The 22,600-nt window shown below is 64.3% G+C and carries 22 protein-coding genes and 1 pseudogene; 10 read left to right on the top strand and 13 right to left on the bottom strand.

Features of this window, described 5'->3' with window-relative positions; translation table 11 throughout:
- Positions 1–98 precede the first annotated feature (98 nt).
- Entirely contained in the window at positions 99–563 is a 465-nt protein-coding gene (locus XH92_RS22760) for a GNAT family N-acetyltransferase (protein WP_194454107.1), read from the bottom strand.
- Positions 538–2,037, bottom strand: coding sequence for an NAD(P)H-hydrate dehydratase (locus XH92_RS22755; RefSeq protein WP_194454106.1), 1,500 nt, complete (start codon positions 2,035–2,037; stop codon positions 538–540). The genes XH92_RS22760 and XH92_RS22755 overlap by 26 nt, the downstream gene beginning before the upstream one ends.
- 354 nt (positions 2,038–2,391) lie before the next feature.
- Here XH92_RS22755 and XH92_RS22750 point away from each other — a divergent pair, with 354 nt between their 5' ends.
- The 3 genes from XH92_RS22750 (at position 2,392) to XH92_RS22740 (ending at position 4,901) form a co-directional block, all read left to right on the top strand.
- Positions 2,392–2,730, top strand: a complete 339-nt coding sequence (locus XH92_RS22750) for a P-II family nitrogen regulator (RefSeq protein WP_011441447.1) — start codon at positions 2,392–2,394, stop codon at positions 2,728–2,730.
- Positions 2,731–2,881: 151 nt separating this feature from the next.
- Positions 2,882–4,291 (top strand): type I glutamate--ammonia ligase, encoded by a 1,410-nt coding sequence (gene glnA / locus XH92_RS22745; RefSeq protein WP_194454105.1) that lies wholly within the window; start codon positions 2,882–2,884, stop codon positions 4,289–4,291.
- Positions 4,292–4,451: 160 nt separating this feature from the next.
- The gene (locus XH92_RS22740; RefSeq protein WP_194454104.1) at positions 4,452–4,901 is read left to right on the top strand and encodes a GNAT family N-acetyltransferase; all 450 of its coding nucleotides are present in this window, start codon (positions 4,452–4,454) and stop codon (positions 4,899–4,901) included.
- A gap of 180 nt (positions 4,902–5,081) precedes the next feature.
- On the opposite strand, the gene XH92_RS22735 is transcribed toward XH92_RS22740, so the two are convergent.
- A complete protein-coding gene (locus XH92_RS22735; RefSeq protein WP_194454103.1) occupies positions 5,082–5,345 on the bottom strand; it encodes a tautomerase family protein in 264 nt (87 codons plus the stop codon).
- A gap of 152 nt (positions 5,346–5,497) precedes the next feature.
- Here XH92_RS22735 and XH92_RS22730 point away from each other — a divergent pair, with 152 nt between their 5' ends.
- Together XH92_RS22730 and XH92_RS22725 are read left to right on the top strand one after the other, a co-directional pair.
- Positions 5,498–6,475, top strand: a complete 978-nt coding sequence (locus tag XH92_RS22730; protein ID WP_194454102.1) for a GlxA family transcriptional regulator — start codon at positions 5,498–5,500, stop codon at positions 6,473–6,475.
- Between the two features lie 183 nt (positions 6,476–6,658).
- Positions 6,659–7,887, top strand: a pseudogene (locus XH92_RS22725) (ABC transporter substrate-binding protein).
- Between the two features lie 56 nt (positions 7,888–7,943).
- On the opposite strand, the gene XH92_RS22720 reads toward XH92_RS22725, so the two are convergent.
- The 3 genes from XH92_RS22720 to XH92_RS22710 all read right to left on the bottom strand — a co-directional run bounded on the left by XH92_RS22720 (position 7,944) and on the right by XH92_RS22710 (position 12,568).
- On the bottom strand, positions 7,944–9,011 hold the full coding sequence (locus XH92_RS22720; protein ID WP_194454101.1) for an ABC transporter substrate-binding protein: 1,068 nt from the start codon (positions 9,009–9,011) through the stop codon (positions 7,944–7,946).
- Positions 9,012–9,101: 90 nt separating this feature from the next.
- Positions 9,102–10,160 (bottom strand): dipeptidase, encoded by a 1,059-nt coding sequence (locus XH92_RS22715; protein WP_246787576.1) that lies wholly within the window; start codon positions 10,158–10,160, stop codon positions 9,102–9,104.
- A 134-nt stretch (positions 10,161–10,294) separates the two neighbouring features.
- Positions 10,295–12,568: a PAS domain-containing sensor histidine kinase gene (locus tag XH92_RS22710; RefSeq protein WP_194454100.1), complete on the bottom strand. Its 2,274-nt coding sequence runs from the start codon at positions 12,566–12,568 to the stop codon at positions 10,295–10,297.
- A 431-nt stretch (positions 12,569–12,999) separates the two neighbouring features.
- Between XH92_RS22710 and XH92_RS22705 the strand changes: the two genes are divergently transcribed.
- Positions 13,000–13,266 (top strand): hypothetical protein, encoded by a 267-nt coding sequence (locus XH92_RS22705; RefSeq protein WP_194454099.1) that lies wholly within the window; start codon positions 13,000–13,002, stop codon positions 13,264–13,266.
- 299 nt (positions 13,267–13,565) lie between these two features.
- Here XH92_RS22705 and XH92_RS22700 read toward each other — a convergent pair whose 3' ends face one another.
- Positions 13,566–14,336 (bottom strand): gamma-glutamyl-gamma-aminobutyrate hydrolase family protein, encoded by a 771-nt coding sequence (locus tag XH92_RS22700; protein WP_194454098.1) that lies wholly within the window; start codon positions 14,334–14,336, stop codon positions 13,566–13,568.
- 269 nt (positions 14,337–14,605) lie between these two features.
- On the opposite strand from XH92_RS22700, the gene XH92_RS22695 reads away from it, so the two are divergent.
- A complete protein-coding gene (locus XH92_RS22695; RefSeq protein WP_194454097.1) occupies positions 14,606–15,751 on the top strand; it encodes an AI-2E family transporter in 1,146 nt (381 codons plus the stop codon).
- A gap of 7 nt (positions 15,752–15,758) precedes the next feature.
- Here XH92_RS22695 and XH92_RS22690 read toward each other — a convergent pair whose 3' ends face one another.
- The 6 genes from XH92_RS22690 to XH92_RS22665 form a co-directional block, all read right to left on the bottom strand.
- On the bottom strand, positions 15,759–16,055 hold the full coding sequence (locus XH92_RS22690) for an antibiotic biosynthesis monooxygenase (RefSeq protein ID WP_076857811.1): 297 nt from the start codon (positions 16,053–16,055) through the stop codon (positions 15,759–15,761).
- A gap of 113 nt (positions 16,056–16,168) precedes the next feature.
- Entirely contained in the window at positions 16,169–16,405 is a 237-nt protein-coding gene (locus XH92_RS22685; protein ID WP_194461384.1) for a hypothetical protein, read from the bottom strand.
- 44 nt (positions 16,406–16,449) lie between these two features.
- Positions 16,450–17,667 (bottom strand): GGDEF domain-containing protein, encoded by a 1,218-nt coding sequence (locus XH92_RS22680; protein ID WP_194454096.1) that lies wholly within the window; start codon positions 17,665–17,667, stop codon positions 16,450–16,452.
- Between the two features lie 249 nt (positions 17,668–17,916).
- Positions 17,917–18,393: a 30S ribosomal protein S9 gene (rpsI, locus tag XH92_RS22675; protein WP_194454095.1), complete on the bottom strand. Its 477-nt coding sequence runs from the start codon at positions 18,391–18,393 to the stop codon at positions 17,917–17,919.
- Complete coding sequence (rplM, locus tag XH92_RS22670; protein WP_021079117.1) at positions 18,393–18,857, bottom strand: 50S ribosomal protein L13; 465 nt, start codon at positions 18,855–18,857, stop codon at positions 18,393–18,395. The genes rpsI and rplM overlap by 1 nt, the downstream gene beginning before the upstream one ends.
- A gap of 153 nt (positions 18,858–19,010) precedes the next feature.
- Entirely contained in the window at positions 19,011–19,439 is a 429-nt protein-coding gene (locus XH92_RS22665; RefSeq protein WP_097673498.1) for a PaaI family thioesterase, read from the bottom strand.
- A gap of 70 nt (positions 19,440–19,509) precedes the next feature.
- Here XH92_RS22665 and XH92_RS22660 point away from each other — a divergent pair, with 70 nt between their 5' ends.
- From XH92_RS22660 to XH92_RS22650, 3 genes are all read left to right on the top strand, one after another.
- Positions 19,510–20,337 (top strand): enoyl-CoA hydratase, encoded by an 828-nt coding sequence (locus XH92_RS22660; RefSeq protein ID WP_194454094.1) that lies wholly within the window; start codon positions 19,510–19,512, stop codon positions 20,335–20,337.
- Between the two features lie 141 nt (positions 20,338–20,478).
- A complete protein-coding gene (locus XH92_RS22655; protein WP_194454093.1) occupies positions 20,479–21,063 on the top strand; it encodes a CoA-binding protein in 585 nt (194 codons plus the stop codon).
- Between the two features lie 147 nt (positions 21,064–21,210).
- Complete coding sequence (locus XH92_RS22650; RefSeq protein ID WP_194454092.1) at positions 21,211–22,491, top strand: O-acetylhomoserine aminocarboxypropyltransferase; 1,281 nt, start codon at positions 21,211–21,213, stop codon at positions 22,489–22,491.
- Positions 22,492–22,600 lie beyond the last annotated feature (109 nt).

Below are 22,600 nucleotides of genomic sequence, written 5' to 3'. Positions count from 1 at the left end.
GCTGGCGGGACATGCGTGCTCCTCTCGCAGGGGATGCTCCGGTATAGCCCGCGACAAGCGGATTTGAATGTCGACAAGTCGACATTCGCCGAATGCGGTCAGCCGGCGGGCCGTCGGGTCCAGCGATAACGGAGGTCGGGCTCCCTCTCCTCGTTGCGACTGCCGTCGGTCTCCTCGACCAGCACGAAGCTCCGCGTTTCGTAGAAGCGGCGCGCTTGCGCGTTGCGCTGGAAGGTCCAGAGTTGCAGCCGGTCTGCGTCTTGCCTTGCGATCTCGAGCAGCGCACCGCCGATGCCGCGGCCCTGCGCGGCCGGCAGCACGTAGAGCTGCTCGATCCAGTCGTCATGGAATGCGATCAAGCCGCTCATCGCCTCGCCGTCGAACGCGCCCCACAGCGTGCAGGCCGCAAACATCCGCTCGCGGTAGAACCAGCGGTCTTCGTCAGGCGTATGCAGGCCGGCGAGCCAGGGCAGCGCATCGTCGAACGCCGCACGATGCACGCGCGCGGCGGCGTCCATGTCGGAAAGCGTGAGCGGCTTAATATTCAATCCCGAACTCGTCATAGAGCCGGCGGAACACGGCCGGCAGCACTTCCGTGAGATCCTCGGCAATCAGGCCGGGTCCCGCCTCGCTGGCGCCCTCGCCGTGCATCCACACGCCGATACTGGCAGCCTCAAATGCCGCGACGCCCTGCGCCAGGAAGCCCGCGATGATGCCTGACAGCACGTCGCCAGCACCGGCGGTCGCGAGCCACGGCGGCGCGTTGGCAGCGATGGTGGCGCGGCCGTCCGGAGAAGCGATCACCGTATCGGCGCCCTTCAACAGCACCACCGCGCCGGAACGCTCGGCCGCCGCGCGGACGCGCTCGAGCTTGGAGCGGCCGGGATGCTTATTGGAGATATCGCTGAACAGCCGCGGGAACTCGCCCTCATGCGGAGTCAGCACCACCTGCTGGCCGTCGGAGGACTTGATTGCTTCGAATAGCCGGTCCGGCGAACCTGCAAAGCTGGTCAGCGCGTCGGCGTCGAGCACCAGATGCCGCTGCGCCGACAGTGCGGTGTGAACGAAGTCGCGGGTGCGCGCGCTGACGCCGGCACCGGGACCAATCACACAGGCATTGAGACGCTTGTCGTCGAGCAGTTCGGCGAACTGGATCGGGTTGTCGACCGCGCGCACCATCACCGCGGTCAACGCCGCCGCGTTGACGGCGAGCGCATCGCGCGGCGAGGCCAGCGTCACGAGGCCGGCGCCAGCGCGCAGCGCCGCGCGCGCGGCAAGCCGCGCCGCCCCGGTCGAGGCGAGATCGCCCGAAACCACGACGGCGTGGCCCCTTGCGTATTTGTGGCCGTCGATCCGCGGCACCGGAAACGACCAGCGCCAGGCCTGCGGCACATTCTCCGCGGTCAGCGGCTTGATCTCGTCGAGCACCTGCGCCGCGATGCCGATATCGGCGACGCGCACCCGGCCGCAATACATCCGCCCCGGCAGCAGCAGATGCGCCGGCTTCTTGCGGAAGAAGGTGACGGTCTCGATCGCCTGCACGGCCGCGCCCATCACCGCGCCTGATGTGCCGTTGATGCCGCTCGGCAGGTCGACCGCCAGCACCGGCGTACCGTTGGCGTTGATGGCCGCGATCATCTCAAGCGGGTCGCCCTTCACCGGGCGATTGAGCCCGGCACCGAACAGCGCGTCGATGATCAGCGCCGGCTTGCCGAGCGCCTGCGGGTTGAACGGCAGCACCGGATATTTCCAGCCCTTCGCCGCCAGCGCGGCGTCGCCCTGCAGGCTGTCGCGCTCGCAGAGCAGGATCACCGATACCTCGCGACCGCGCGCGGCGAGTTCGGCGGCGGCGACAAAGCCGTCGCCGCCATTGTTGCCGCGGCCGGCGACCACGACGATCGGCCCCTCCTCGACCAGCTCCATCGCGGCTTCAGCGACGGCCTGGCCGGCGCTCATCATCAGCGCAAAGCCCGGCGTCCCGGCTGCGATGGTCAGCCGGTCGGCGCGCTCCATCTCGGTGGTGGTCAGAACGTCCATGCCGAATCCTCAATCGCTTCGCCTTTTCGAGAGGCAATTCCTGTGACGTTCGCGGAGTTTCTACTGGCCGAATGCATACGGATTGATCTATTTGCCTATTTGTTAGGCTTGGATATCATAGCCCATGTGGTTCGATATCAGCCGATTGCCTGTTAAAAGGCTGATAACATTCCGAAATCGGGGACCTTAACAACTTGGCATAGACCCTGCTTTTGAGGAAGCCGCGCGCAAGGCCGCTCCATGCGACCATTGCGCGTGTTTCCGGCCACCGGCCGGAAGCCTTAAGACCAACCAGACTGCGCCCCACGCGCATCGAACTCGACCCTGCAATCTGCAATGCCCGGGAGGCGCTCAGTGAAGAAGATTGAAGCCATCATCAAGCCCTTCAAGCTCGACGAGGTGAAGGAAGCGCTCCAGGAAGTCGGACTGCAAGGCATCACCGTGACCGAGGCCAAGGGATTTGGCCGCCAGAAGGGCCACGCCGAACTGTATCGCGGTGCGGAATACATCGTCGACTTCCTGCCCAAGGTGAAGATCGAGATCGTGATCGGCGACGACCTGGTCGAGAAGGCGATCGATGCAATCCGCCGCGCGGCCCAGACCGGACGGATCGGCGACGGCAAGATCTTCGTCTCCAACATCGAGGAAGCCATCCGCATCCGGACCGGCGAATCCGGGCTGGACGCTATTTAAGGGCGGTGCTATCCGGATTTTCTGACGGCAAAAGAGAAAAAAGGCTGCTTCGGCAGCCTGATTTCGTTTCAGCAGTCACACGAACTCGCCAAAAGCGGGAATAACGTCGCTCTCCGCCGGAAACCGACCCGCACATCCATAAGGGGTATTCATGAAGACCGCCAAAGACGTCCTGAAATCGATCAAGGACAACGACGTCAAATACGTCGACCTGCGCTTCACCGATCCGCGCGGCAAATGGCAGCACGTGACCTTCGACGTCGGCATGATCGAAGAGGACACCTTTGCCGAAGGCCAGATGTTCGACGGCTCCTCAATCGCCGGCTGGAAGGCGATCAATGAGTCCGACATGTGCCTGATGCCCGACCCGCTCACCGCGACGATCGATCCGTTCTTCGCCGAGACCACCATGGTCATCGTTTGCGACGTGCTCGAGCCGACCACCGGCGAGCCCTACAACCGCGACCCCCGTGGCATCGCCAAGAAGGCCGAGGCCATGGTCAAATCGCAGGGCGTCGGCGACACCGTGTTCGTCGGCCCCGAGGCCGAGTTCTTCGTGTTCGACGACGTGCGCTATTCGGCGGACCCCTACAACACCGGCTTCCGCCTCGACTCCTCCGAGCTGCCGATCAACTCCGCCACCGAATATGAGGGCGGCAATCTCGGCCACCGTATCCGCACCAAGGCCGGCTACTTCCCGGTGCCGCCGCAGGACTCGGTGCAGGACATGCGCTCCGAGATGCTCGGCGCGATGGCCAAGATGGGCGTCAAGGTCGAGAAGCACCACCACGAAGTCGCCTCTGCCCAGCACGAGCTCGGCATGAAGTTCGACACGCTGACGCTGATGGCCGACCAGATGCAGGTCTACAAATACTGCATCCATCAGGTCGCCCACATCTACGGCAAGACCGCCACCTTCATGCCGAAGCCGGTCTATGGCGACAACGGCTCGGGCATGCACGTGCACCAGTCGATCTGGAAGGACGGCAAGCCGGTGTTCGCCGGCAACAAGTATGCCGACCTGTCGGAGACCTGCCTGCACTACATCGGCGGCATCATCAAGCACGCCAAGGCGATCAACGCCTTCACCAACCCGTCGACCAACTCCTACAAGCGTCTGGTCCCGGGCTATGAGGCTCCGGTGCTGCTCGCCTACTCCGCGCGCAACCGCTCGGCCTCCTGCCGTATCCCGTATACGGCGAACCCGAAGGCCAAGCGCGTCGAGGTGCGCTTCCCCGATCCGATGGCCAATCCCTATCTCGGCTTCGCCGCGATGCTGATGGCCGGCCTCGACGGCATCAAGAACAAGATCGATCCGGGGCCGGCGATGGACAAGGACCTCTACGACCTGCCGAAGGAAGAGCTGAAGCAGATCCCGACCGTGTGCGGCTCGCTGCGCGAGGCGCTCGAGAGCCTCGACAAGGACCGCGCGTTCCTCAAGAACGGCGGCGTGTTCGACGACGACTTCATCGACGCCTATATCGAGCTGAAGATGACCGAGGTCGCCCGTTTCGAAATGACCCCGCACCCGGTCGAGTTCGAGATGTACTATTCGCTGTAAGCCTTGCGGCACCTCACGAATGCGAAAGGCGCTTCCACCGGAAGCGCCTTTTGTTTTTGGGTGAACGGTGCGTAGGATGGGTAGGGCGAAGCGAAACCCATCATCTCAACGCTTGCACCGGCGCGATGGATTGCAAGGCCATGATCCGCAGTATCAACCCATGACCGAAGCCATCGTCCGAGCTGCGGCAGAACATGAACTGCCCGAGCTGTTGGAGCTCTACCGACACCTTCATCCGCATGATCCCGAGCTGGAGACGGCCGCCGCTGAGCGCGTCTGGTCGACATTGCTTGCATCCAGCTTCATGACTGTGATCGTGGCGCAAGCAGCAGCGCGCCTTGTCTCCTCGTGCACGCTTGCGATCGTGCCCAACCTGTCGCGAGGCGGCAGATCATATGGCGTGATCGAGAATGTGGTCACTCACGCTGACTACCGCCGGCTGGGACTCGGCCGGCGGGTTCTCACTCACGCGCTCGACATTGCCTGGCAGGCCGACTGCTACAAGGTCTCGCTGGCGGCGGGTTCGAAGCGGGAGAGCACGCTGCGCTTCTACGAGGAAGCGGGATTTCAGCGTGGCGGCAAGACCTACTTCGAAGTACGCCGGCCATAGCTATCGTCGCCAACAGATCATGCGAGCAAAGGGCGCCTCCACCGAAGCGCCTTTTGCCTTTGGTGCCGCATCTCCGTCATTGCGAGGAGCGAAGCGACGAAGCAATCCACGCAACCGCGCATACGGAGAAATGGATTGCTTCGCTCGCAATGACGATGCGCTGAGGCGCTCGTTCTTCGCTTACGCCTTCGCCTTCGCGACCCGCCTTCCGCTGGCATCCAGCGCTCCGAAATTGCCCGCGATCATGTCCGGCGTCGGGATCATGCCGCCGAGCGACCAGCTCGCCGGCTCGCCCTCCTCGATCTTGACCCAGACGTTGCGGCGGAAGTCGGGGTTTCCCTGCCCCTCGACCTCGACCATGAGATCGGTGACCCGCTGCAGCAGCTCCTGTTTCTGCGCGACATCGAAGATGCCCCGGACGGTGGAAATGGTGACGTAAGGCATGGTCTCTCTCCATTGCTGAGGTTGTGACAACACTACGAAGATGCACCGTCATACCGCGACGAGGCAGTGGCCGATCGGACAGAGATCGGGCAATATCTGCCACGGCTCGACGACCCTAATCGGGTATGATGACGGTAGGTTCCGGAGGTCCCATGAAGCTTGCGATCCTCGCGCTGGAAGGCTGCATGCAATCGGCAGTCGCCGGCATCGCCGACATCCTCACGCTCGGCAACCATGTGATGCAGCTGCGCGGCGGCAAGGCGCGCTTCAGCTGGCAAACGCTCTCGCTCGACGGCAAGGCGGTGCGCGCCGGCGGCGGCAAGCTGCTCGCGGTCGACGGCGCCGTCAGCAAGCGGACAGCCTTTGACGCGATCATCGTGCCGGGCAGCCTGGTTGACCATCTGACCGCCGAACGCCTGCAACCGCAATATGACCGCGCCGGCGCCTGGCTGCGCCAGCAATATGCCGGTGGACGCCTGATTGGCGCCTTCTGCAGCGGTGTGCTGCTGCTCGCCAATGCCGGCCTGCTCGACGGCCGCCGCGCCACCATTACCTGGTGGCTGCAGAGCGAGCTCCGCCGCCGCCATCCCAGGATCGACCTCGCGAGCGATGCCGTCCTCACGCAGGCCGACCGCTTGGTCTGCGCTGCCGGCCCGATGTCCTGGGTCGATCTGCTGCTGCGGCTGATCGAGCTCGTCGAAGGCCCTGAGGTCGCAAAGGTCTGTGCCGACTATGCGGTGATCGACACCGCGCAGCGCACACAGGCGATCTTCATGCCGCTCGGCTACATGCTCGGACAAGACCCGCTGCTGATGAAGGCGGACATGCTGGTGCGCCGCACCGGCAAGGCGCCGATCACGGTGCGCGGCCTTGCGCAGGCGCTGGGCCTCAGCGAGCGCACGCTGAACCGCCGCTTCCGTGAATTGACCCACGAGCCGCCGCAGGCCTTCATCATGCGGCGCCGCGTCGAGCACGCCCGCACGCTGCTGGAGACGACGGCGCAACCGATCAAGACGATCGCCCGCGCCACCGGCTATGAGGATGAGAGCAGCTTCCGCAAGGCCTTTCGCAAGCTGACGCTGCTGTCGCCCCAGGCCTACCGTGCACAGCGCGCGATGCGCGTGGCGTAGGCGCGGTTTCCCGGAAGACTACGGTCAGCAACCCTGACAAACCGCGCGAAGCGGCGCGACGCCGCACGCAAACTGCGATGTTCGGAATCGACAATGTTCGGGACCGGGTGTTCACTCGCGGCAAGGACCCGAAAGCAGCCTCGATTAAAGAGACATATTCAATTTCGTATGGGGAGAAACGAGATGTCTTTCGTCGCACGACGAATGGCGGCGCTTTCGACCGCCATCATCATCCTTGCTGCCGGTGCAGGCAGCGCATTGGCCCAGAAGAAATACGACACCGGCGCGACCGATACGGAAATCAAGATCGGCAACATCATGCCCTATAGCGGACCGGCATCCGCCTATGGCACCAGCGGACGGGCCCAGGCGGCCTATTTCCGCAAGATCAACGCCGAGGGCGGCATCAATGGACGAAAGATCACCTTCATCTCCTATGATGACGGCTACAGTCCGCCGAAGACGGTTGAGCAGGCGCGCAAGCTGGTCGAGGGCGACGAGGTCTTGCTGATCTTCGCCGCTCTCGGCACCGCCTCCAATGGACGATTCAGAAATACATGAACACGAAGAAGGTACCGCAGCTGTTCATCCAGACCGGTGCGACCAAGTGGAACGATCCACAGAACTTTCCGTGGACCATGGGCTGGCAACCCAGCTACCAGAGCGAGGGACGCATCTACGCCAAGCATATTCTCAAAGAAAAGCCGGGCGGCAGGATCGCCGTCCTCTACCAGAACGACGATTACGGAAAGGACTATCTCAAGGGCCTGAAGGACGGCCTTGGCGACAAGGCGGCATCGATGATCGTTATCGAGGATGCGTATGAGGTGGCCGAGCCGACAATCGACACGCACATCGTCAAGATGAAATCGATGAACGCCGACGTCTTCGTCAACATTGCCACACCGAAATTCGCAGCCCAGGCCATCAAGAAGGCGGCCGAGATCGGCTGGAGGCCGTTGCACATCCTCAACTCGGTCGGCTCCTCGCTCGGCGCCGTGATCCAGCCTGCCGGCTTCGAGAACGCACAAGGTATCATTTCGGTGGCCTACCTGATGGATCCGCTCGATCCGCAATGGAAGGACGATCCCGGCATGAAGGCGTTCGACGAATATCTCTCCAGATATTTCCCCGAGGGCAATCGGGCCGACGGCCTGATTATGACAGGGTACAATGCGGCTCAGACGCTGGTTCACGTGCTGAAGCAGTGCGGCGACGATCTCACGCGCGCGAACGTGATGAAGCAGGCCGCCAACCTGAAGGATTTCAGGACCTCCAACCTGCTGCCCGGCATCACAATGAACACCAGTCCGATCGATTTCGCGCCGATCAAGCAGATGCAGCTCCGACGGCTGACGGGCCAACGATGGGAGCTGTTCGGGCCCATGCTCAGTGCAGAAATCGGCGGCTAGTCGAAATCCGCATCATTGTCCCGGCATCCGCCGGAACAATGATGCGGCTCCTGACGTCAAACGCGGAACAGCTTCGCGTACCTCGCCTTGATCTCCTCGCTCTGCGCCTGCACCTGGGCCGGATCGGCCTTGAGCATTTTCAATTTGTCGAGCGGCACGTGGCCGGCCTTTTCCTTGACCTTGGCATGGAACGAGCGGTGCGCGAATTCGTCGGCCAGCATCTGCTGGGTTTCGGCGCTGAAGAAATAGCTCTGGAACAGCCGCGCCGCGTTCGGATTCGGCGCGCTCTTGAAGATGCCGCTCGGCACGATGATCAGCGGCGCGCCCTCGGTCGGATAGACCACCTCGACCGGCTTGCCCTGATCCTTGGCCAGCACCAGGTTGTAGTCGTTGCCGTCGGCCATGACCGCGCGCTCGCCGAGCAGGATCTTCTTCGGCGGATCGGCCGCGGACTGCACCTGCATCACCCGCTGCTGCGAAAGCTTCTCCAGATACGGCCAGCCGAGATCGCGCGCCAGCACGAAAGTCGCGGTCATGATCGCGCCGGAATAGCTCGGATGCCCCTTGACGATCTTGCCGCGCCATTTCGGATCGAGCAGGTCGGCGTAACTCTTCGGCGCCTCCTCGCGCTTCACCTGCTCGGTGTTGTAGCCGATGACCTCGAACCAGGCGCAGGATGTCGCCGACGTGCCATCGGGATCGATCTGATCGGCCGGAAAATGCCGGGCCACCTCTTCCGGCAGATAGGCCGCGAGCCAGTCGTTCTTCTTCCAGTCGAGGTAATGCGCAGGATCGGTCGAGTTGGCGACGTCGACGGCATGGATACCGCTGCCCTGCTCCTGCGAGATGCGCTGGAAGATGCGTTCGGCGCCGGAGCGTTCGACGCGGACGCTGATGCCGGGGTATTTCTGCTCGAAGTCGCGCGCGAGGCGCTCGGCCGTGTTCAATTCCAGCGCGCTGTAGAACGAGATCTTGCCTTCCTTCTTCGCCGCCGCGATCAGCTCCGGCGTCAGGGCTTCGGCTGGCGGCGCCGCCGCCCTTATGGGCTCGGCAAACACCATGCCGGCGGCGGTTGCCGCCGTCACCTTGAGCCAGTCGCGTCTCGACCATTTGCGGTCCTGCATTCCTTGCTCCCTCAATCGGGCCGTTGACCGGCCGCGCCGTTGTTGTGCGCCGACAATAGATCACGATCGATCGACGGTGTGCAGCAGTTTTCACCGCCAGCTTTGACGGAACACACGCATCCAGTTGTCGAACGCGATCTTGCGCAAGGTGGCGTCGTCATAGCCGTGCGCACGCAACGCCTGGATCAGGTTCGGCAGATGGCTTGCGTCCCGGAGTGGACGCGGCATGAGCGCGCCGTCGAAGTCGGACCCCAGCGCCACGTGATCGTCGCCCATCCGCTCGACCAGGTAGCTGAGGTGGTCGGCAACCGCCTCGATCAGAATGTCGGGATCACGGTGCCCGTCCGCGCGCACCTCTGACACACTGAAATTGAAGCCGACCACGCCACCAGTCGCTCTGATGGCGTCGAGTTGCTTGTCGGTGAGGTTGCGGGTCGCGGGGCAGACCGCATGCGCACAGGCGTGGGTGGCCACGATCGGCGCGGTGCTGACCGCCACGAGATCCCAGAACCCGCGCTCGTTGAGATGGGCTGCATCAAGCATGATTCCGAGCTCGTTGCAGGCCTTCACCAGTGCCTTCCCCGCGTCGGTCAGACCGGGGCCGGTATCCGGGGAGAGCGGATAGGCGAACGGCACGCCGTGGCCGAAAATGTTCGGCCGGCTCCAGACCAGGCCGAGCGAGCGCAGGCCGCGCGCGTAGAGCCTCGCCAGCCCGTCCAGATCGGCGTCGATCGCCTCGGCGCCCTCGAGGTGCAGCACAATTGAGAATGCGGAGTCTTCGCGCGCTCCCTCGATCTCATCCACGGTCGTCGCCCAGCGGACTTCTCCGCCGCCGCGGGCCACCATGGCCTCCAGTCCGCTCAATTGAGCATCGATCGTACGGCGCGCGTAGACCGGATCGAGCGGCTCCGCGAGGCGCACCTCGTAGCCGCCAGCGGTTCGGGTGAAATCGCCCTGCCGCGGATGTTCGGCCTTGGCGTACATCGCGAACAGGCCGCCAACCATGCCGCCTTCCCGGGCTCGCGGCAGATCGAGGTGGCCCTCCTCGGAGCGCACCAGAAAATCCCGCCCGTCTTCCCGGTACTCGGCCAGGTGCTGAGCCGCGTCGTTATGACCGTCGAAGATCGCAATCCTGCTGTGGTCCTGCACTGCGCATTCCTCTCGCCCGACATGCATCAAGTAGAATGGGTGGAGCGAACCGATACCCATCAAATAGCGGGTCGCAGGAGAGATGATGGGTTTCGCTTCGCTCTACCCATCCTATGGACCACATCTCGGGCGCGCTATGTCTTCTCAGGCGGGTTCTCGCGCAGGAAGCGTTCGAGATCGGGTTGCACGGAGTAAGGCTGCGGAACCGGGTCGCCCTGGAAGTCGACCTGCAGATCGAGGCAGCGCCGCAGCATCCGCGCCAGCTCGCTGCGCCGATAGGGCTTGGTCAGCAGCGGAATGCCGTGGCCGCTGCGTCCTTGTTGCGTCGGCAGCGCGCCATCGCTGTAGCCCGAGGTGAACAGCACCCGCAGCGCCGGGCGCCCGGCCATCAGCGTCTCGGCCAGTTGCCGGCCGTTCATGCTGCCGGGCATCACGATGTCGGTGAACAGCAGATCGAACGCGGTGCCGCGGCCAACGATCGCGAGCGCGGCATCGGCGTTTGCCGCGACCAGCACCTTGTAGCCGAGGCTTTCGAGCTGGCCTGTGACGTAGTCGCGGATCGTGGGGTCGTCCTCGACGCACAGGATGATTTCGTTGCCGCCCCTGACCGGCAGCTCTTCCTCCTCGACCGCGCGCTGCGCGGTGCCGTCCGCCTTGGGCAGATAGATCCTGAAGATCGTGCCGCGGCCCTGCTCGCTTTTGACCTCGATCCCACCGCCGCTCTGTTTGACGAAGCCGAACACCATGCTGAGCCCGAGCCCGGTGCCCTGCCCGACCCCCTTGGTGGAGAAGAACGGATCGAAGATCTTCTCCAGATGCGACGGCGAAATGCCGGTACCGGTATCGGTCACCTCGATCACGAGATGGTCGCCGGCGCGCTCGACGCCGTGCGCCACGGCATCGGGAATCCCGAGCTGCATGTTGCGGGTCGCAAAGGTCAGCGTGCCGCCCTCGGGCATCGCATCGCGCGCGTTGATGGCGAGATTGACCAGCGCAGCGCCAAGCTGGCTGCGGTCGACAAAGGCGAGCCAGGCGTCGCGGCCGAGCTCAGTCCTGATCTCGGTCTGCGAGCCCAGCGTCTGCGACAGCAGCCGGACCACTTCGCCGATCAGGTCGTTGACGTCGGTCTCGGCGGGCTGCAACGGCTGCTTGCGCGCGAATGCCAGCAGGCTCGAGGTGAGCTGAGCGCCGCGATCGGCGGCATCGCTGATCAGCTTGGCGATTGCGGCGAGCTGCGGATTGTCCTTCACCCCGTCGGCGAGGATCTCGATCGTGCCGGTGATCACCGTCAGCATGTTGTTGAAGTCATGAGCGATGCCGCCGGTCAACCGCCCGAGCGATTCCGTCTTCTGGGCCTGGATCAACTGCTCTTCGGCGAGCCGCCGCTGGGTGACGTCCCTGACAAAGGAGTTGATGATCCAGCCGTCGCCGCGGCGCAGCGCATTGAGTGACACTTCCACATAGAATCGGTGGCCGTCGCGGTGCACGGACGCGGTTTCATAGCGCATGCCCATGCCGCCGGTCGCGGTCTCCTGCAGGAAGCGGGTGATGCGCTGCCGGTGCGCAACCCGCAGCTCTTCCGGGAACACCAATTCGACCACGCGCTGGCCGACCGCCTCGGAGCGCGTCCAGCCGGTCAGCGCCTCGGACTGCGGGCTCCAGTCGAGAATGATGCCGTCCTGGTCGGTCTGCACGAAGGCATCGAGCGCGGTCTTGACGATGGCCTGTGCCATCTGCTCGCTCTCCACCAGCGCCTGATGCGCCTGACGCTCCGCGGTGACATCGCGCAGCACGATGACCGCGCCGCGCAGATTACCAGCATCGTCGCGCAGTGGCCTGGCATTGGCGACGAGACAGACAGCCGGTTCCGGCCGCAGCGGTTTGACGATCAGCTCGCAATCGTCGATGTCCTCGCCGCGCAGCGCACGCGCCATCGGCGTCTCCGCGATCGGCATCACCGTCGTGCCGTCGGCATAGTAGTTCTGGAAGGTGCGAACACCGGTCAGGGTGTCAAAACCGGGTTCGACACGGTACAGCCGCCGCGCCGCGGCGTTGACGATCACGATCATGGCGTGCTCGTCGGCGACCACCACCGGATCGCGGATGCTCTCGACGGTCTTCTCGAGCAAGTGCTGCCGGCTGCCCAACTGCGCCGACAGCTCGGCGAGTGTCGCTGCGAGCTGGGTGGCCTCGTCGTCGCCGCCCGGGCGTATCGAGACCGGCTCGCCGCGCGACAGCGCCTCCGCCGCCCGCACCAACTGGGCAGGCGTTCTGGACAGCGACCTCGCAATCATCTCAGCCGTCATCAACACCACCGAAACCACGCCACAAGCGAGCAGAATGCCCGGCCAGGTGACGCCATGGATGAAGCCCAGCGCGAGCAGAAGTGTGACGACGGGAAGCATCATCCCGGCCGCCAGTCGGCCCGACAAATTCATCCCGACCAACTCATCGTGAGCAGTTGCACCGGAAAATGGAAAAGGAAAACAATATCGGAAAGGGTCGTCGGCGCCGGGGCAATATCGGGTGGCTTGCACCTTCTTGCTTAGCCGAGTCCGGCCCTGCAATCCGCCACTTTCGTATCCGTATAAGTACGGAGACTGATGACCGACACACGCCGAACCCAAGCGACCGGTCCCGGTCGTGGTATCTTCGTGCGACCGCCGACGCGCGCTTCCCGCCGGTGCCCTAGACCAGCAGCGGGTTTCATCTGGCGGGCGTGTCTCGCGCTGGCGATGTCAGTCAGAACCGGTGTCCTGATTTTCCCGGTGCGGGGGGACGAGCCCGGTTCCCGCTGAACACGCACGCCAACAGACGACTACGTCCGTTAGGAACGGAGATGCCCGATCGTCATTGGAAGACAGGCAGGCGGCGGGTGGTCCACCAGGTGCTGGACCGAGAAACGCAAGGCCGGGTGCAGATGTCAGCCGATCGGATCGAGTATCAGGGTCATCAGCTAACCATCGTCGAGCAGCGAGGCGGCGGCTATTTGGTTGAGATCGTGCCTCTTGCCGGAGGGCCGTTGATCAGGACGCAAACCTATCCGAGCACTCAAGAGGCGATCGCAAGGGCCAAATCTACTATTGAGACGCATCCCGCTCGATGAACGGTCGCGACGGGACAACCCAACGGCCAACCCAGTAAGCCCGTCAAGCCACCTTAAGGTACTTCGGTTCTCGCTAAACTCGAACAAGACATGTCGCGAGAATGCGGAAGTCTGACCCACAAGTAGCACAACAAACTCAGTGTCGTCCGGGCGCAGGCCGGGACCCATAACCACATTTGCCAATCGTTATGCACCGCTGGAACGACGAGTCCGTCCACCACAGCCGCTGCGGGGTATGGGTTACGGCCTGCGCCGGGACGACGGCGGAATTTGAGACACGCAGCCAGTCCCTGCAGTCCCTACGCCGCCCGCCGCCGCTCGCGCAGCGCGTCGCCGAAGGCCTCGAACAGCGCGCGGTTGATCGGGTTGCGCTGCGGATCGTATTCGGCGTGCCATTGCACGCCGAGCGCAAAGCCGGGAGCATCGGCGATGCGGATCGCCTCGATGGTGCCGTCTTCGGCGATGCCCTCGATCACGACGCGTTCGCCGGGCTTGAGGATGCCCTGACCGTGCAGCGAATTGACCCGAATGGTCTCGCGGCCGAGGATCTTGGCGAAGGCGCCGCCCGGTATCAGCGCTACGTCGTGCCGGTCGGCGAACACAACGGTCGGATCAGGATGGATCTCGCCATTCTCGAGCCGCGGCATCCGGTGATTCATGCGGCCCGGAATCTCGCGGATCTCCGGATGCAGCGAGCCGCCGAACGCGACGTTCATCTCCTGTAGACCGCGGCAGATACCGAAGATCGGCACGCCACGCGCGACGCAGGCCTCCGACAGCGCCAGCGCGACGTCGTCGCGGTGGATGTCGTAGGGCTCGTGAGCGGCGCAAGGTTCGGTGTTGAAGCGCGTCGGATGAACGTTGGCGCGGGCTCCGGTCAGCACCACGCCGTCAACCACGTCTAGCAAGGCGCCGACCTCGGTGATTTCCGGGCTGCCCGCGAACATCAAGGGTACCGCACCCGATACCTCGGCAACCGCACGCAGGTTGCGCTCCCCGACCATCTGGACTGTGAAACGATTTTCGATGCGATGGGCGTTTCCGATCACGCCGACCACGGGCCGTCTCATTATCGAAGTCTCGCGCAATGAATCTTCTAAGTTTGCGACGTTGCGGAGACGATCATGCCTTCGAGTTCCCGCCGGATCAACTGTCTATATCTGCACAGGAGGGCTTGCAGTCCTGCACAGATTCGCTGGCCCCCGGGGGCCAGATCGGCCGGTCGCGCCCGGACCACCACCGCACGTCAGCGGCAAACCGGCACGGCCCGGCGGCTTGATCCCGGCAGGATTTTCGCCAATGACTGCTCCGGACACCGTCGCGAAGGGGGGAATCACCCGTGACAGACCCGGCTGACAATCGCCTGCAGGCCCGTAACGACATGGCATGGGCGATCGCCGTCGGCGGCATCGGTGTTGTGCTGTTCGCAGCCCTGTTGACCTTCGCCTGGCAGTTCGCCGCGACCCTGTTCCTGGTGTTCGCCGGCATGCTGCTCGGGGTCGCCCTCAATGCCATGACCACCCTGCTCGGCCGGCTGACCGGGCTGCCGCATGCGTTGCGGCTTGCGGTCGTCTGCCTGGCGATGGCGGGATTATTGTCCGGCATCGTGTTCCTCGGCGGCACCACGATCGCGCAGCAGGCCACGGTGCTGAGCAACACGATCAAATCGCAGCTCGGCAGCGTCAAGGAGTTCCTCGAGCAGCACGGCGTCGACACCAGCTATCTCGATTTCACCAATGCCGCCGGCGAGGCGAAGGGCGAAGGCACCGCCGTGACGACGACGACAACGACGCCCACAGCGTCGTCGCAGTCGCATGGCATCCCCGGCGCCGGCGCGCTGGCCTCCAGCGGCGGCGCGATCATCAGTCAGACGCTGAAGGTGCTGCTCGGCACCGTCAGCGTCGTCGGCAATTTCTTCATCGTGCTGTTCCTCGGGCTCGCCTTCGCGGCCCAGCCGAGCATCTACCGCGCCGGACTGCTGTTCATCGCGCCGGCCAAATACCGCGCCCAGGCGACCGTCATCGTCGACCGCATCGGCGAGACGCTGGAACGCTGGCTGATCGCGCAGATCATCACCATGACCGCGGTGTTCCTCGTCACCTGGATCGGGCTCGCCATCATCGGCATTCCGAGTTCGTTCATCCTCGGCATCCAGGCCGGCCTGCTCGCCTTCATCCCGACGGTCGGCGCGATCCTCGGCGGGCTGATCGTGGTGCTGGCGAGTCTGGCGAGCGGGTGGATCGCGGCGCTGTCGGCCTTCGTCCTGTTCCTCGGCGTGCACGCGCTGGAAAGCTACGTACTGACCCCGATCATTCAGCGCCAGGCACTCGACATCCCGCCGGCCACGCTGTTCGCGTTCCAGATCCTGCTCGGCGTCGTGTTCGGCATCTGGGGACTGGCGCTGGCGCTGCCGCTGATGGCGATCGCCAAGGTGATGATCGATCACTTCAAGGCGGAGGATCAAGCGCCTGTGCCAGCAACGTAAATCCTGCTCAGGTCGTCAGCACGGTCTCGGTGTGCTCGACCTCGGGCGCCGCCGCGAAGTAAGGACCAACCAGCGCGCGCCAGGCGGTGAAATCCTCTGAACCGCGGAAATCGACCGTGTGGTTCTCCAGCGTCTCCCACTTGGCCACGAGCCGGTAGCGCGACGGCTTCTCGATCGAGCGGTGCAGTTCAAACCCCTTGCCGCCCTTGGCGCGCAGGAACAGCGGGCGCGCCTTGGCCACCGCAGCCTCGAAGTCCTTCTCGCTACCGGGCTTGACGTCGATCTGTGCGATTTCCGTGATCATGGGCTTGGCCTCCCTTTATCGGTTTTCCCCGGGAAAGGCCCGGTCTCTAGCCCAGCCGGCACAAAAGCAAAAGGCGCCCCCACGGGCGCCCCGTATGCCGAACTCGCCGCCGTTCACTTGAACAGCAGGACCGTGCCGACAACCATGAGCAGCACGCCGAGCAGCATCGCGACCGGCCAGCGGCGTCTCGGCGCTTCATATCGCCCCTGCGCGCGGCGTTCGGCGATCAGCGCGGTCTCGTATTCATCGGAGTCCGAGAACATGCAGGCGAAGCCGCCGCGCGCCGAAACGGCGTCGGCTTCGAGCGACATCAGGGCTGACTGCGGATTGCGGGTGCGGATCGACTCCATGCCCGAAAGCATGGGATCGAATGGTTAACCAGTCGTTACCGCACTCATGCGCGCGCTGGCGCCGGCTTTTGCCGCGCCGATGCCGGCAGGCCCGCAGTCTTGCGCCGCCAATTCTCGAGCGAGAGCGGCAGTTCCTCCGCCGCCTCGACACGGTTGCGGCCGCCGCGCTTGGCCTGGTAGAGCGCAGTGTCGGCCGAAGCCAGCAGCACCTCGAGCTCGGTCCCGGCGGGGCCGCCGGCCACGCCGATGCTGACCGTGGTGTCGACCGCGCCTTCCTCACAGCTGATGTTGCTGTTCTCGAACGCCTCGCGGACGCGCTCGGCGACCAGCACGCCCTCCTCCAGCGAGCACGGCAACAGTGCCGCGAATTCCTCGCCGCCGATCCGGCCCGACAGATCACTGATCCTGAGACTGTTGACCACCACGGCGGAGAACAGCTTCAGGATCTCGTCACCGGCGGGATGGCCGAAGCGGTCGTTGATCGACTTGAAGTGATCGATGTCGAAGATCATCACGGTGACCGGCCGGCCGGCAACGGCTTCCCGCTCGATCACCCGCGTGCAGGCTTCGGTGAATCCGCGGCGGTTGAGCATGCCGCTCAACGGATCGATCGACGCAGCCGTCTTGTGCACAGCCACCGCGCGGTCCGACACCATCATGAAGATCACGAACACGGTGCCGATCGCGTACAGCACGAGCTCGATCGAGAACAGCGTGACCCAGAAATTGCTAACGAAATTCTGGCCGTTCAACCGCAGCACGTCGCCGACCAGGATCGGCAGCATCAGGACGCAGCCATGCGCGACCGGAATCACGATCGCGATCCAGCGCCTCTGCATCGCACGCCGGCGCTCGCTCCAGAGCTCGGAGGCGGTCAGCGCGGCATAGATCGCAACGATCCCGGCGCCGACGGTCAGGCGCATCGCCGGGTCCGCGACCGTCGTCACCGCGCCGATCCACGCGATCGGGCCGAGCACGAGGCCCGGCAGGTTGGCCTTGCGGCCGTGGAAGATGCGCGCGGCATTCCAGACCATGCCGCAGGCGCCGAAGCCGATCGCATTAAGGCCCAGCAGAACCATTGGATCGAGCGTCGAACTGCCGACCGTCCAGAGTGCGACCGAGGCCGCGCCGAGCAGATAGGCGGTGCCCCACCATTTCAGCGCGGCAATGTTCTCCTGCCTGCCGAACAACCAGAGCATGGCGCCGAGCATGCCCGCGACCATGGTGGCGAACAGATAAAGCGTCGATGGATCGAACGACATAAAGTCACCCCAGCCCGGTGTGATGCAACGTTCGCAGGCGCAATTAATACGGTGATGCAGCGCCAGTGCGAGATCGCACGCTAGAAGGCCCGAGTTCCAATTTCGTTTGCACGCACACGCAAGTTTTCTTGAAAAACTGCGCTAATTCGCGTCGAAGCGGGCGCGGTTGGGCGCAAGCAAAAAGGGCGCCTCGCGGCGCCCTTTGCAACTCGATGCACGCGGCAATTGCCGCGAATTTTACAACTCGAATTAGCGCTTCGAGAACTGGAAGGACTTGCGGGCCTTGGCCTTGCCGTACTTCTTGCGCTCGACCGAACGCGAGTCGCGGGTCAGGAAGCCGCCCTTCTTGAGGACGCTGCGGAGCTCGGGCTCGAAGTTGGTCAGCGCCTTCGAGATGCCATGACGAACCGCACCAGCCTGGCCGGACAGGCCGCCGCCGGCGACGGTGCAGATCACGTCGTACTGGCCGTTGCGGGCGGCAGCGACCAGCGGCTGCTGGATCATCATGCGCAGCACCGGGCGGGCGAAGTAGACTTCGAACTCGCGGGTGTTGACCGAGATCTTGCCCGAGCCGGGCTTGACCCAGACGCGGGCGACCGCGTCCTTGCGCTTGCCGGTGGCGTAGGCGCGATTGTACTTGTCGACCTTCTTGACGTACTTCGGCGCGTCGGGAGCGGCCGGCTTGACCTGCGAAAGCTGGTCGAGGGACTGCAACGTATCGGACATTATGCGGCCCTCGTGTTCTTGCGATTCAGGGAAGCGATATCGACCTTCTCGGGGCTCTGGGCCTCATGCGGATGCTCGGCACCCGGATAGACGCGCAGATTGCCCATCTGCATGCGGCCGAGCGGACCGCGCGGGATCATGCGCTCGATCGCCTTCTCGACGACGCGCTCGGGGAAGCGACCCTCGAGGATCTGCTTCGCGGTGCGCTCCTTGATGCCACCGATGAAGCCGGTGTGCTTGTAATAGGTCTTCTGGTCGCGCTTGCGGCCGGTCAGCACCACATGCGCGGCGTTGACGATGATGACGTTGTCGCCGCAATCGACATGCGGGGTGTAGGTGGGCAGGTGTTTGCCGCGCAGGCGCATCGCGACGAGCGTGGCGAGGCGACCGACGACCAGACCCTTGGCGTCGATCACGACCCACTTCTTCGTCACTTCGGCGGGCTTGGCCGAGAACGTGCTCATGTGTGAAATCCGTGAAAAAGAAATCGGCGCCGTATGCGCCGAACTGCGTGGGTTTCTAGAGAAGCCGCGGGCGCGCGTCAATGTCGACACACACGATTTACATCAGCAAAAACAATAGCTTGTAAATATGGTGCAATAATACCGTAAGAAAGGCTATTGATTTGGAATGGAATAGGTCGCCGTCACATGGGCGATCGGGTCCGGAGAGGTGCCGGACAGCAGGTTGACCTCGCCGACCGCAAGCCGCTTGCCGAGCTTGAGCAGCTTGGCCACCGCGAGCACGTCCTGGCCCGGCTGGCCCTTGCGAAGGAAGTTGATGTTGAGGTTCGTGGTGACGGCAAGGCCGATCGGCCCGATCGCCGACAGCAGCACCACATACATCGCGAAATCCGCCAGCCCCATCAGGGTCGGTCCGGAAACCGTGCCGCCCGGCCGCAGCATGCGCTCGCTGAAGCGCTGGCGCAGCAGGGCCGTTTCGCCGTCGGCGCTTTCGATCCTGATGTCGTCATGGGTGAATGCCTGCGGAAACTCCTTACGCAGGAACTCCTCCAGATCAGCCACGCTCATTTTCGCAATCGCCATGCGGTCCCTGCCCTCGCTTCAGCCTGCCTGTTACATTAAGTTGTCATAGAGACCAACGTGGAATTTCGCCATGTCCGCCCAAGCCGCCCGCGCGGAAGCGCCGCAACACCAGCCGATCCTGCTGCGCGAGACCGTCGGCAGTATCGCGCTACTGACGCTCAATCGCCCCGCGGCGCGCAACAGCCTCTCCGAGGGCCTGATCGGCGAGTTGCACGCAGCGCTGAACGATATCGGCGCTGACAAGAGCATCCGTGCCGTCGTGCTCGCCGCCAACGGCCCGGCCTTCTGCGCCGGCCATGACCTCAAGGAGCTCACCGCGCGCCGCACCGACGCCGACCGCGGCCGCGCCTATTTCGCGCAGATCATGAACGCCTGCAGCGCGATGATGCAGGCGATCGTGCATCTGCCAAAGCCGGTGGTAGCATCGGTCCAGAGCATCGCGACCGCGGCAGGCTGCCAGCTCGTCGCAAGCTGCGACCTCGCAGTCGCCTCAGAGGCCGCGGCGTTTGCGACGCCGGGCGTCGACATCGGGCTGTTCTGCTCGACGCCGATGGTGGCGCTGTCGCGCAACGTGCCGCGCAAGCAGGCGATGGAGATGCTGCTGACCGGCGAACCGGTTTCCGCGGCAACGGCGCAGGGCATCGGCCTCGTCAACCGCGTGGTATCAGCCGGCACCGAACGCGATGCCGCGATCGCGCTGGCGCAAAAGGTCGCACTGAAATCGGCCTACACCGTCAAGCTCGGCAAGGAGGCGTTCTATCGCCAGGCCGAGATGAGCCTCGCCGACGCCTATCGCTTCGCGGCCGAGGTGATGACCGAGAACATGATGGCGCGCGACGCCGAGGAAGGCATCGGCGCCTTCATCGAGAAGCGCGATCCGAAGTGGCAGGATAGATAACCTTCGTCACTGCGAGCCAACGGGTCCGGCCTCTGGCCGGCCCGATGACAAGCTCCGCGAAGCAATCCATCGGACCGCAAGAAAGTCTGGATTGCTTCGTCGCTTCGCTCCTCGCAATGACGCAATCGAAAAAGACGAGTGATGAATCACGACGCCTACGACGACAACTACATCCGCAGCATTCTGAACAACGTCAAATCGATCGCGATGGTCGGCGCCTCGCCAGTCAACGTGCGGCCGAGCTATTTCGCGTTCAAATATCTGGCGCAGCGCGGCTACGACATGATCCCGGTCAACCCGGGCCATGTCGGCAAGACGCTGATGGGCAAACCGTTCGTGGCATCGCTCGCGGACATCGACCGCCCGATCGATATGATCGACATCTTCCGCAATTCGAGCCACATCATGCCGGTCGTCGAGGAGGCGCTGAAATTATCGCCGCTGCCGAAGGTGATCTGGATGCAGCTTGGCGCACGCGACGATGCCGCCGCCGAGAAGGCGGAAGCCGCGGGACTCAAGGTGGTGATGAACCGCTGTCCGAAGATCGAGTATGGCCGGCTGTCGTCGGAGATCTCCTGGATGGGTGTCAACTCGCGCACGCTCAGTTCCAAACGCGCGCCGATCCCGACCCAGGGCATGCGGCTGTCGCTCAACCGCACCAGCTTTGGCGGCGGCCAGACTGCGGCATCCGACCGCGCGGCAAAGAACAAGACCGAGACGACCTGACATCGCGGCGGAATATTCGCTCCGATCGTTCGGTATAGCCCGGAATGCCCCTCCCAAAACCGGCGGCGTGCCCAACTCGCTTGACGGCGGGCGCCGCCGCCATCAGCATGCCGCGCGTTTCGACCAGGCCACCACAGGACACAAAGAATGACCGATCGCCTTCCGGGGTTTTCCACCCTCGCCGTGCACGCCGGCGCACAGCCTGATCCCACCACCGGCGCGCGGGCGACGCCGATCTACCAGACCACGTCATTCGTCTTCAACGACGCCGACCATGCGGCTTCGCTGTTCGGCCTGCAGGCCTTCGGCAACATCTATACCCGCATCGGCAACCCGACCAATGCCGTGCTCGAGGAACGCGTCGCAGCGCTCGAGGGCGGCACCGCGGCGCTTGCGGTCGCCTCCGGCCACGCCGCGCAACTGGTGGTGTTGCAGCAACTGCTCCGGCCCGGCGACGAAATCATCGCCGCGCGAAAACTCTATGGCGGCTCGATCAACCAGTTCACCCACGCCTTCAAGGCGTTCGGCTGGAACGTGGCCTGGGCCGATCCCGACGAGATCGAAAGCTTCGAGCGCGCGGTGACGCCGCACACCAAGGCGATCTTCATCGAGTCGATCGCCAACCCCGCCGGCAGCATCACCGATATCGAGGCAATCGCGGCCGTCGCGCGCAAGGCCGGCGTGCCGCTGATCGTCGACAACACGCTGGCCTCGCCGTACCTGATCAAGCCGATCGACCACGGCGCCGACATCGTCGTGCACTCCCTGACCAAGTTCCTCGGCGGCCACGGCAACTCGCTCGGCGGCATCATCGTTGACGCCGGCACCTTCGACTGGTCGAAGGACAACAAATATCCGATGCTGAGCGAACCACGCCCGGAATATCACGGCATCCGGATCCAGGAGACCTTCGGCAACTTCGCCTTCGCGATCGCCTGCCGCGTGCTCGGCCTGCGTGACCTCGGCCCCGCGCTGTCGCCGTTCAACGCCTTCATGATCCTGACCGGCATCGAGACGCTGCCGCTGCGCATGCAGAAGCACTGCGACAACGCCAAGGCGGTGGCGGAATTCCTCTCCACCCACCCCGCCGTGTCTGCGGTGAACTATGCCGGCCTGCCCGGCGACAAATACAACGCCCTGCAACGCAAATATGCGCCGAAGGGCGCCGGCGCGGTGTTCACCTTCAGCCTCAAGGGCGGCTACGACGCCGGCGTCAACCTGGTGTCGAACCTGAGGCTGTTCTCGCATCTCGCCAATGTCGGCGACACCCGCTCGCTGGTGATCCACCCGGCCTCCACCACCCACAGCCAACTCGACGACGCCGCCAAGGTGAAGTCCGGCGCGGCGCCCGAGGTGGTCCGGCTGTCGATCGGCATCGAGGACAAGGAAGACCTGATCGCGGACCTCGACCAGGCCCTGCGCGCCTGATCCCGCAGATTTGCCGGAGCGGTGCGCCGCATCGCTCCGGCAATCTTCCCCGACGGGTCTCGTTAACGCTTAATATCGACGGGTCTCTCGTTAACGCTCAATCCGGCAT

It is taken from the genome of Bradyrhizobium sp. CCBAU 53421 (genome assembly GCF_015291625.1).
Lineage (GTDB): Bacteria > Pseudomonadota > Alphaproteobacteria > Rhizobiales > Xanthobacteraceae > Bradyrhizobium.
The sequence above is the reverse complement of the archived record's forward strand: the minus strand, read 5'-3'. Positions and strand labels throughout refer to the sequence as shown.